The organism is Proteus sp. MB838, assembly GCF_054767435.1.
In genome coordinates, this window is the sequence record NZ_BAABMO010000063.1 from 1 (window position 1) to 11862 (window position 11862).

At 38.9% G+C, this 11862-nt stretch carries 7 protein-coding genes and 2 pseudogenes; 3 read left to right on the forward strand and 6 right to left on the reverse strand.

Annotated features, from left to right (window positions below):
• Nucleotides 1–227: 227 nt before the first annotated feature.
• Nucleotides 228–878 carry a GntR family transcriptional regulator gene (locus ACYUCW_RS17095; RefSeq protein ID WP_012367579.1) on the reverse strand — a complete coding sequence of 217 codons (651 nt, stop codon included), beginning with the start codon at nucleotides 876–878 and terminating at the stop codon, nucleotides 228–230.
• Nucleotides 879–963: 85 nt separating this feature from the next.
• On the opposite strand from ACYUCW_RS17095, the pseudogene ACYUCW_RS17100 reads away from it, so the two are divergent.
• Nucleotides 964–2168 (forward strand): annotated as a pseudogene (locus ACYUCW_RS17100) (MFS transporter).
• 40 nt (nucleotides 2169–2208) lie between these two features.
• On the forward strand, nucleotides 2209–2811 hold the full coding sequence (locus tag ACYUCW_RS17105) for a cysteine hydrolase family protein (protein ID WP_004246084.1): 603 nt from the start codon (nucleotides 2209–2211) through the stop codon (nucleotides 2809–2811).
• Nucleotides 2812–3013: 202 nt separating this feature from the next.
• On the opposite strand, the pseudogene mprA reads toward ACYUCW_RS17105, so the two are convergent.
• Both mprA and ACYUCW_RS17115 read right to left on the reverse strand, forming a co-directional pair.
• Nucleotides 3014–3529: pseudogene (mprA, locus tag ACYUCW_RS17110) on the reverse strand (transcriptional repressor MprA); the annotation flags it as partial.
• 501 nt (nucleotides 3530–4030) lie between these two features.
• Nucleotides 4031–5242 carry an MFS transporter gene (locus ACYUCW_RS17115; protein WP_460409119.1) on the reverse strand — a complete coding sequence of 404 codons (1212 nt, stop codon included), beginning with the start codon at nucleotides 5240–5242 and terminating at the stop codon, nucleotides 4031–4033.
• A gap of 378 nt (nucleotides 5243–5620) precedes the next feature.
• On the opposite strand from ACYUCW_RS17115, the gene ACYUCW_RS17120 reads away from it, so the two are divergent.
• The gene (locus ACYUCW_RS17120; protein WP_036905839.1) at nucleotides 5621–8014 is read left to right on the forward strand and encodes a TonB-dependent hemoglobin/transferrin/lactoferrin family receptor; all 2394 of its coding nucleotides are present in this window, start codon (nucleotides 5621–5623) and stop codon (nucleotides 8012–8014) included.
• An 87-nt stretch (nucleotides 8015–8101) separates the two neighbouring features.
• On the opposite strand, the gene proX is transcribed toward ACYUCW_RS17120, so the two are convergent.
• The 3 genes from proX to proV all read right to left on the reverse strand — a co-directional run bounded on the left by proX (nucleotide 8102) and on the right by proV (nucleotide 11638).
• Entirely contained in the window at nucleotides 8102–9097 is a 996-nt protein-coding gene (gene proX / locus ACYUCW_RS17125) for a glycine betaine/L-proline ABC transporter substrate-binding protein ProX (RefSeq protein WP_004247424.1), read from the reverse strand.
• Nucleotides 9098–9216: 119 nt separating this feature from the next.
• A complete protein-coding gene (gene proW, locus ACYUCW_RS17130; protein WP_071425472.1) occupies nucleotides 9217–10446 on the reverse strand; it encodes a glycine betaine/L-proline ABC transporter permease ProW in 1230 nt (409 codons plus the stop codon).
• Nucleotides 10439–11638 carry a glycine betaine/L-proline ABC transporter ATP-binding protein ProV gene (proV, locus tag ACYUCW_RS17135; protein WP_004246075.1) on the reverse strand — a complete coding sequence of 400 codons (1200 nt, stop codon included), beginning with the start codon at nucleotides 11636–11638 and terminating at the stop codon, nucleotides 10439–10441. Before proV ends, proW begins: the two co-directional genes overlap by 8 nt.
• Between the last annotated feature and the right edge of the window lie 224 nt (nucleotides 11639–11862).

Here is an 11862-nt window from a genome sequence, read left to right on the forward strand (position 1 = left end):
TTTTTATTGCGAATGGGAGCCTGAGGTGGATTTTTTTCCTCATTTACACTCATTTAGAAGATCTCCATAAACCAGAAAAAGCATTATATATGTTTCCAGAATAAAATCCGGAAACATATATATTGGGCTTATATTAGAATAATAATTAGCACGAAAGGCCAATTATAAATGTGAATGAATATATTTGTTTATCAATTCATGTTGTAAATGAGGTTGGTGGTATTTGGTCAGGATATCGCAATGCCTCTTGCTCTTAGGCTACGTTTACTAGATGTAATGGTATCTAGTAAACGGAGTCTACTTTCGCACAAATGAGTGGCGAGTAGTTCTACGGCTTTGTCCGTATCTCTCGAACGAAGTGCGACAAATATTTCACGATGCTCATCCCACGCTGGATTAGACGGCGCTCTATCAAGCCATCGTGCTCGCGAAAGCCTACGTAGGGCATCATTTATCCCTTCAATAATAAATGCGTTATTACAAAGGCGTGCCAACTCTCTATGGAATCGTGTTCCAGCATTTTCCATGCTCTCTTCTGGTGAATCTACCGTGGTTTCTTTAAGCAGGCGTTCCAAATTGTTCAACTGTTCTTCGGTGATCTGGCTGACTGAAAGTTTTAATGCTGCTACCTCCAGTATTTCTCGGTAAATACATAATTGTTCGATTTCATCGGCATCGATTGGTGCCACTAACCAACGTATACCATCACGACATATAAGTCCCTCTGATTCCAACTTTTGTAATGCGGCTCGAACGGGAGTTCTCGATGCGTTAAATTTCGCTTCAGCCCAGCGTTCAGTTAACCGTTCTCCTGGGCCTAGTTCCATGTTGAGTATCAGTTTTCTTAATTGTTTTTCAACCTCTAACACTTGGCTCATAACGGCAATACTCTCCTAAAAATTGACAGTAAAATAAATTATCTATATGGTATACCAACTTGGTATACCAGAAAAGAATATTTCTATGACTCAATTATATAACAGCTTTTGGCGTCGAAATCTGCTCGTTTGCTTTATTGGTTCTTTTTCAACTGTTTTTGCAATGACCTTGATGTTACCGTTCCTCCCCCTATATGTTGAAGAGCTTGGTGTTCAAGGTCACGCCGCCATTGTCCAATGGTCTGGCGTGGCATTCAGTGCAACGTTTATCACTGCTGGCTTAATTGCTCCAGTATGGGGAAAGCTCGGTGACAAATATGGACGTAAATCGATGCTCGTAAGAGCCAGTCTTGGTATGGCGGTGACCGTCTCACTTATGGGAATGGTAACAAATATTTGGCAACTTGTCGGTCTAAGGCTATTAGTTGGTTTGGCGGGGGGGGATACTCATCTGGAGCAACTATTCTTATTGCAGTACAAGCTCCAAGAGAGCGTGTTGCTTGGGCGTTGGGCATTGTTTCATGTGGTGTAATGGCGGGTAATCTTATTGGCCCTCTAGCTGGAGGGTGGTTACCTGACTTGTTCGGTATTCGAAACACGTTTTTCTGTGCCGGTGCACTGATCTTTTTGTCTTTTATCATGACCCTTACGCTTATCCGTGAAGATACGCCGAAATACATAAATACTACGACAAAAATGCAAGTGAGTTGGTCGCAGTTACCTGCACGATTTGTGATAGTTAGCATGCTTTGCACGGGGTTGTTGCTGATGCTGGCCAATATGTCGATAGAACCTATTATTACAGTCTATGTGCGTACACTCGTTAATGATCCTGCTCAGATAACTAGGGTTGCAGGTTATGTCATGGCCGCTGCTGCCTTAGGTAGTATTATTTCAGCCTCTTGGCTTGGGAAATTAGCAGATAGGATAGGGCATTTGCGTATTATCACGCTGGCACTAGCTATAGCCGGTTTATTGCTGATCCCTCAGGCCTTTGTTACCTCTGGTTGGCAACTTATTATTTTACGTTTTCTTATGGGATTAGCATTGGGGGGATTGTTGCCTTGTATTGCGGCAGTAATACGTCATCACGTTCCAGAAGGAATGATAGGCAGTATCCTTGGCTATTCGGTCGCAGCCCAGTTTGCAGGTCAGTTCATCGGCCCGTTAATAGGTGGCGTTATTGGTGGTCATATAGGTATGCGCGCAGTTTTTCTGGCAACTAGTGTTGTCTTATTGTTGGGAGCCGCTTGGAATTTTAAATTACATCGTAATTCAGTTATACGCTGATGAACTTCGTTCTTCTTCACCTGTATATTTCGGAGATTTTATGACAACACAATTCAACAATAACAATAATAATATCGATAAAAATAGTGCTCTGCTGGTAATGGATTTTCAGACGACCATTCTTAATAATTTCCTTCCACAAGATCGTGCTGAAGATGTTATTCGTAATACATCATCATTAATTTCCGCTACGCGTGCAGCAGGCATACCGATTATCTATGTTAGTGTTGAGTTTCGTGAGGGGTATCCTGAGGTTAGTCAAAACAACATAATTTTCTCATCGATTAAAGACAATGGAATATTAATCACCAATAGTGAAAGTTCCGCTATTCATGATGATATTTTTCCGCAGGAAAATGAAATCGTTATTATTAAACGTAGAGTAGGGGCTTTTTCATTTACTGAGCTTGAGATGGTTCTTCGTACACAAGGTATTGAAACCTTGATCCTTGCAGGAGTCACGACCAGTGGCGTGATTTTATCTACAGTTAGTCAGGCATTTGACCTAGATTATCGTCTAGTGATTGCAAGTGATTGTTGTGCTGATCCTGATCATGACACACATGTTTTTTTACTCGAGAAAATCTTGTCTCAACATGCTGTTGTAACCAGTTCATCTGAAATATCAAAATATTGGGTATAAATAGCCTAAGTAGCCAATGTTACATAGAGCTTGTCGGTAGTATGATAGATTAAATATCAGACATGATTGAGTGCAAGGGCTGGGGAATGTTGGCTTTTGGCACAGAGCGACCTGTCAGATTTATGTTAGCTCTGTGCCATAGCTAGTCAGGTCAAATCTGAGCTAATACAGATTAGATCAATAAGTTTATTGATGGTGATGGTTATTCCTGCTGATTATCCGCTAATGTATCAAGTTGTAATAATAATTTACGCATTAGGGTTTCTAGCTGTTTTTGTTCACCTTCATCTAATACCGACCAAATTTTCTTTAAACATTCGTGCTGTGGTGGTAATAAGCTATTTAAAAACTCTTCTCCAGCATCAGTTAAATGAAGATGTAGACAGCGACGGTCATTATGACTTTCACGACGCTCAATCCATCCTTGTTTTTCTAATTCATCTGCAATACGAGTGGCATTTGTTCTTGATGAGCCTAACGCCGCACTCAATTCTGATGGTTGAATACTACGATTTTCCGTTGTATCTAAAATCATAAGTGCCATAAATAATGTCTCGTTAATGCCCTGAGACTTTAACATATTATTACGACTTTCAAGAAGTTTGCTCTGGACGTGCATAGACAGGCGAGTTAACAAAATTTCTTGGTAAGGAATATCTTTGTTAAGCGATTTCTGTTGTGTAGCGCGAGTGTTTAGTAGTTCTTCTGTTGGCGTAAATTAGCTTTCCATTTTTAGACACCTTGTTAGTTTCGATAATTAGGATAACGTTGTTATCAACATGTTAAATGGTATATTAAACACACAATTTAGCAATTTTTATTATTTATAGTCACTATGTTTTTTTGATTATGCTACCTGATTCATAAATTTTTTGAATGATAACATAAAAAAATCACTAGGTGCTTATCTATTTACAATAAGTTATAAAAATCAATTTATCCCTTATTTACTTATGAATAATAGTCTATTTAGGAAAAAATGGATCGATTTCTACGATAAAACACGTAATAAATTTATTTTACACTATAATGATTCTATTGTTAATAATACCACTTAGAAACTATGCCGTTTATGCTATATTGATATAATTGATATGTATTTCTTAATAAAGAATGAGATGATGATATACATAAATAGTAATCACGCTGTTAAAACATTTACGTTTTGTTCTGTTTAGAGGGGTATTGCTGACATAAAATACCCCTTTTGAGATAAGTTTTATGATTCAGATTGGATCACTGGATCATTTTTATAACCAAATAACCAAACCAGTAAACCTAATAAGCCAATGATTGCACCGGCGCTGGAAACACCAATCCAGCCATATTGGTGATAAGCGTAACCCGATAATAAAGAGCCTAGGGTGCCCCCGATAAAATAGCTAGTCATATAAGCGGCAGTAAGCCGATTTCGGGCATCAGGTAAAATACGGTAGATAGTGCTTTGGTTAGTGACATGAACACCTTGAACGGCTAAATCTAATAAAACCACACCAATAATAAAACTAATCAGTCCAATCCATTGATAATAAGGGGCGATAACAATAAGTCCCCAACAAATGAAAAGAAGAATTAAACCTGAAGTAGTCGTTTTTTTACCTTTGCCTTTATCAACCCATACACCCGCTTTACCTGCCATTAGTGCTCCCGCAGCACCGACAAGTCCAAACAAGCCAATAACTGCATCGGAATAATTAAAGGGATCAGAAGCGAGTAAAAAAGCCATTGATGTCCACAGTAAACCAAAGTGGGCAAAGATAAGTGCACCAATCAGTGAGCGGGTACGTAATACTGGGGTCGTGGCAAACAATTTAAAAATAGAACCGAGCAGTTGAAAATAATTTAAATTTGTTTGGCTTTTATAGGTAGGTAAACAGCGCCATAGTGTAATAGCTAAAATAGCTAGAAAAACACTTGCTAGCCAGAAAATGCCCTGCCAATTAGTAAAGGAAGCCATCAGCCCTGACGCTGTTCTTGCCAGTAAAATACCAAGTAAAAGCCCACTCATAATAGTACCTACCGCTTTTCCTCGTTGATGAGGTGCAGCAAGTGTAGCGGCAAAAGGAACCAGAATTTGGGCGACGACCGAGAACATACCTGATAGGGCAGTACCAATTAACATAAGCCAAATATTAGGTGCCATTGCCGTAATTAATAAGCCGCTCGCTGAAATCAGCGTCATGATAACAATCAGTGAACGACGTTCAAAAATATCGCCAAGAGGAACCAATAGCATTAAACCTAAGGCATAACTTAATTGTGCTGTAGTGACAATAAAGCCAGCTAAAGTGGCAGAGATATGAAAATAATTTGCAATTGAATCAAGTAGCGGTTGTGCATAATAGTTACTTGCGACAACCATGCCAGTGGCAACGGCCATAAGTAAAATAAGGCCTTTACTAAGAGAGGTTTGTGGTGCTGTGTTTTCCATAATACTGATCACAAATTATTTGTAAGGTAAATGATAGTAACATGAGTCATTTTTTTGCGGAAAGAATTACTGTGATAGCAATGTTCAATCAATCGGGCATGAAAGTTTTTAATCTATTTTTATAATAGATTAATATTAAAAGTAAAATGTGATTTATTCTCAGCAGATAACCGCATATTTGCATCATTTATTATGCTAAATAGATAAATAGCCCCATTCCCTCACTGTTCTGATTAGACAAGTATTAATCCATATAGTAACCAATGTTATTAGTTAATTATATCATTAATATTAAATTATTTAGTTATTCTGTTTTAAATATAGCTCGTTTTTAGTTTAGTTAACTTTTTTATGGTTTGGATCAAAAAAAGCTATGTAATGATAATAATTATCATTAACATGATTGTGTTGTTAAATGTATTTTTAGCTATTTATTTGCGTATTAATAACCATATAAAAGATACTATTATGAACTTTTTGTTAATTAAGCATGAGCCTCATTTTCAGGGAATGGGGGCCGTTTCATTTTCATCTCATGCGATTTTTTTATTACTCACTACACTTGCTTCGTTTAATAGCGTTGCTTCACAAAGCACAGAAAAAACATCACAAACTCAACAATCTGAAACTGTGGTGCTTGATCCTATTTATGTTTCCGGAAAATTAAATTCGAGTGTTGAAGCAGGAAGCACGGCTTTGACATTAAAAGATATCAATAGAATTCAGCCAAATAATATCGCTGAATTGGTAGATAAATTACCAGGGATTTCTTCATCTGGCTCACCAAGACCTGGCGGGCAAACTTTAAATATTTGGGGAATGGGCAATCCGGAAGATGTGAAAATCACTCTTGATGGTACACCGAAGACGTTTGAAAAATATCGTCAAGGTTCCATATTTATCGATCCTGAATTAATTAAACGCCTTGATGTCGATAAAGGGCCACATAATATCACCCAAGGAAATGGAGGATTTGGTGGCTCCGTACGGATTGAAACGAAAGATCCGGATGACTTACTGTTACCTGATCAGCATATTGGTATGTTTTTAAAATATGGACATCATACTAATGATAGGCAAAATCGTTATAGTGGTGCGATATATGGCAAGCTAATGGATGGAACGGCTGACGGTCTATTTTATTTTAATCGTCGTAAAAGTGATGATTTACGTCGTCCTGATGGCACTAAATTTGGTTATTCACAATCAGATCAAGATTCGTTTTTAATTAAAACCAATGTCTATTTAACAGACGCACAAACATTAACTTTATCAGCATCAAGATCTGTCAGTGATGGCTGGACGCCTTGGGCTGCGAAGCGAGATGAACTGGCAAAACCGAGTCAATATGATGTTGATAAATATGGTTTTGATGGAGCGATGAAACGTAAGTTAGTTTATCGTGACCAAAAAGATGACACTGTGAGTGTGAAATGGAATATTCAGCCAATTGATTCTGACCTGATTAATTTCACATTGACTTATGGTTATTCAAATACCAAACAGAATGATAAACGCCCTGATAATGCGAGTTCTTATCTAAGTAGTAGTATGGGTAACCAAAGTTGGGTCAACTATAAAAATCATCAAATTGAAGTGAAAAATGAAAGTACCGTGATGCAAGGAGCTACCGAACATGTGATTTTAGTAGGAGCGCGTTGGCACCGTAATGATCGTAATGTGTTAATGTTTACGCGGGATAAAGCGAAAAATCCAAATTATAATTATGGCTATTATGCACCACCTTATATGCCAGAAGGGACGCAAACAACCACGAGTTTTTATCTTCAAGATTCAATTAGTTATCGAACACTAACCCTCACGCCTGGTGTGCGTTATGATATAGTGAAAAATCAAGGAGTAGGGAGTCGAGCGAAGGTTTATCAAGATCCTAATCCCTATTACGGTCATGATTATAGTGATGTAACTTATCGTGGCATTACACCTCATTTGGGTATTTTATGGAAAGCGAGCCCCAATATTAGATTTTTTGGTGATATAACTCATACATGGCGTGCGCCGTTAATTGATGAACAATATGAAGTGCAAGCCAGTATCTCTAGTTTGACAGGCACGAGTCGCCATTTAGATAAAGAGACCGTTACCGCAACACGGATTGGCGCCATTGTTGATTTTGAAAATGTTTTCCAACAAGAAGATCAGCTGCAACTTCGAAGTACATTTTTTGATACCCGTGGGAAAGATGAGATATTCCGTCGTCGCGGTGTCTATTGTGAAAGCGGAAAAGTAACCGGAAACAATGGAAGTTGTCCTCCTTCCCTTGGAAATTATCGCAATTTACCTGGCTACCATATTCAAGGTATGGAAATAGAGGCATTTTATGACAGTGCTAATCTCTTTGGTCGCTTAGCGTATTCGACAATGAAAGGTAAACGCGATCAATCTCCTCGTGATCCGTGGTTTGGACAAAAAACATGGATTGCAGAAATTCAACCGGATGCATTACATGCCACCCTTGGAATGAAAATCCCACAAATAAATATGGTTGCTGGGTGGACAGGGGACTTTATTGGCGCTCAACGTCGTTCACCGATGGATGCTGATCCGGCTGCTACTTATTGGTCATTACCAAAAAGTAAAGGCTATGCCATTCATGGACTATTCGCTAATTGGAAACCTGCTTTTATCGATAATACCGAGATACGTTTTACTGTCGCCAATTTATTTAACCGTGATTATTACCCTTATTTAGGTGAGTCGGTATCTGGTACAGGGCGAGATTATCGCTTTACTGTGGTTAAAAGTTTTTAGTTAGACAACAGGACAACAGCCATAAGATAAAAAAAGCAGAGCATATTAATAATGCTCTGCTTTGACGTTATTTAAGGATTATCACTATTAATTAGCCGCTTTACGCGCTTCTTCTACCCAGCCATCAAAGGTTTTTTGATGTGCTTTGATCCACGCGTTAGCATGACGTTCAATATCTGCTTGTGATTTTTGACCATTATGCATACGTAAGTTTTGGGCGTTGATATCAGCCACTGAAACTTTCATTATTTCAAATAATTTAGCAGCAGCAGGGTTGGCTTCGGCCCATTTTTTATTTGCTGCGATATGCATTGTACTCGGTGGGAAACCGTAGTTTTTACCGTTTGGTAAGGTTGTATCGGTTTTGTCATCTCCCGGTAATGAAGAGAAGGGAACTTGTAGCCAAACGACATCTTTACCCGGCTTTAATACATCACTTATCCAGTACGGTGTCCAAGTATAATAGAAGATAGGTTTACCTTCTTTATAACGAGTAATGGTATCTGCCATCATTGCCGCATAGTTACCCTGATTATGGGTGACTGATTTCTCTAAATCATAGGCTTTTAAGTGATTATTAATAGCTTCTTCACAACCCCAGCCAGGGTTACAACCGGTTAAATCTGCTTTTCCATCACCATTGGCATCAAATAATTTGGCAATTTTCGGATCTTTAAATTGCTCTATATTAGTGATGTTATATTTTTCAGCCGTTTTTTTATCGATTAAGTAACCTTGGGCTGCATTAACCACATAATCACCTTTACGATAAAATGTGTTATCGCCACCTGCGGCTTCATATTGTGAGTTATGCAAAGGTACCCAACTAACCGCCATAAAAGTGGCATCACCATTAGCAATAGAAGAATAAGCTACGTTGTAGTCAACTTCTTTAATGGGTTGCACTGTGTAGCCGAGTTTTTCGAGTGCTTTATTGACAATGAGTGTCTGAAAAGTTTCTTCAGAAATAGTACTTTGTACCGGTTGAACCGAAACCCCTTTACCGGGTAAATCAGCAGCGGATAACTGAGTGCTTATCAGTGTGGCGGACAATACTGTTGCCCAGAGAACTGGATTACGCATAGTTTTTCCTTCTGTTGTGATGGGTAAGAGGTAATAGTCGCTGTGTCGTGCTACTGTTATCTCTTATCTTAATTGAATAAATATGTTTGATTGTTAGTTAATCTTATTGCCAGTATGAGTTATGCGGCTTTTTTACCAAACAGGCGGCAGATCAAACCAATCGGGCCTGTCATATACCAGCGTCTATTACCTTTCAGGCGACTATTTTGGCCTAAAGATTGAGTTAAGCGATCAAGAATAATCGCGAGGATCACAATACCGGCACCACCTACAGCCGCTAATCCCATATCTAGGCGACCAATACCACGTAATACCATTTGACCTAAACCACCAACGGCTATCATTGATGCGATAACAACCATTGACAGTGCTAACATTAAGGTTTGGTTTACCCCAGCCATAATCGTTGGCATTGCCAGCGGTAATTGTACTTTAAACAACATTTGTCGAGGGTTTGCTCCAAATGATTGAGCCGCTTCAATGAGATCTTCCGGTACTTGTTTGATACCTAAAATAGTTAATCGCACTATCGGTGGTAAGGCGAAAATAATCGTGACAACTACACCGGGTACGTTACCAATCCCGAATAACATCACGATAGGTACTAAGTAAACGAAAGCGGGGGTTGTTTGCATGGCATCTAAAAGTGGTCTGACAATTTTTGATGCTCTGTCACTATGTGCAAGCCATATCCCTAAGGGGAGACCAATAATCAGGCAGAATAGTAATGAGGTCAGCACTAATGCAAGGGTTATCATCGCTTCAGACCATGCACCAATAGCACCGATTAAGATCAGTGAAATGAAAGCGCTTATTCCCATCACCTTACCTGAAAGTTGCCATGCAATCAGTGAAAATAAAATAATGGCAACAGGTGCAGGCATTGAGGTAAGAAAGTTTTCAAAGCCACCTAATACTAAATCGACTGGAACGCGTATCCCTTGGAAAATAGGACGAAAATGCAGCACAACCCAGTCAATACCTTCCGTTACCCAAGAATCTAGTGGGATCAGTGTATGATTAAATGGATCCATAATATTAAAGTGATCAGGTGTACTTTCTGTTGGCATGGCATCTAGCCAATCAGTACCAGAAGAGAGATCACTGCCGTCAGTGCCACTCCCTGTACCCCAAGGATCAGCATCAGCTCCACCGGTATCACCGCCAGCGCTACTACTCCAAGGGTCGGTATCAGTAGTGTTGCTATCCGTGGTTGCCCAAGGATCATTGTCTGTATCTGTGTTGTTATGCGTTTCTTGCGCTGAATTTTGTGTTGTATTGGCGTTTTCTGTTGTCGCTTCTTGAGTGTCCGTTTCCCAAGGATTGGCTTGGTTATTTGTCTTACTCATTTGGTGTCTCCTTATCCAGTGCTTGTAACAACATTCCTTTCGAAATTAAACCGATATAACGGTTTTTTTCATCAATAACAGGGATCGCACAGGGAGATTGCGCAACAGTAGAAATCAGTTCATTTAATGGTGTATCACCATTAATCGCACAAGGTTCAGTTAAAATAGCGGATCCAATAGGTTGCTTCGCTTTTAATGCTTCTTCAAGAGAAGTGACAGAAACAATACCTGCAAATTTCCGTCCTCGCTCAATTAAATAACCAAAGTTTCTATCTTCATCTTCCAGTACTTTTAATGCTGAACGGGGACCAAAACCTGGCGCAATATGCAGTAGTGTTTCTGGGCGACGTTTAGCAATATCTTTAGCGCTAAATACATGACTGATATCAACGCCACGGAAGAAGGTACGTACATAATCATTGGCTGGGTTATTAAGAATTTCATCAGGGGTACCGATTTGTACCACCACACCGCCTTGCATAATCGCGATACGATCACCAATACGCATGGCTTCATCCAGATCATGAGAAATAAATACAATGGTGCGTTGTTTATCACCTTGTAAGCTTAATAACTCATCTTGCATTTCTGTTCGGATTAATGGGTCAAGTGCGGAGAATGCCTCATCCATTAATAAGATATCAGGATCATTGGCCAGTGCACGAGCAAGCCCAATACGTTGTCGCATCCCACCGGATAACTCATCCGGCCAAGATTGAGCATGAGAGCTTAAGTTAACTTGCTCTAATGCTGCCATGGCTTTTTCATAGCGCTCTTCTTTGCTAATGCCTGCAAGCTCCATACCAAATGCTGTATTATCGAGTACATTCATATGAGGCATTAAAGCGAATGATTGAAACACCATACTGATTTTTTTACGTCGAACTTGTCGTAAATCTTTATCAGACATGGTGGTGATGTTTTCACCATCAATAAGGACTTCGCCTTTAGTGGGATCTATCAGACGATTGAGAAGGCGCACTAATGTAGATTTACCAGAGCCTGATAATCCCATGATGACAAATATTTCGCCTTCTTCAATGGCCAGATTGGCATTTTGCACACCAACGGTTAACCCTGTTTTATCAAAGATTTGGTCTTTGTTCATACCAGATCCTAATAATTCAAAGGCCCGTTTAGGGTGCTCACCAAATATTTTATATAGGTTTTTTACTTCGAGTTTAATTGCCATGCAATATCTATTTTCCTATTTAAATATGAAAGGAATAAATTAAATGTTAATAAATTAGTTTGTTGTTTTTCCTAAATTGAGATTTTTAGTAGGGGAATTACCCTATCATAATGAACAAGCCTGACAACCCTATGTTAATTATAATTAAACAAATAATTTTGTGATTTTTTTAGGTTTTTTTTGATAATTAATATTTAAATAAAGTAAAATTATAGAAAAGAAAG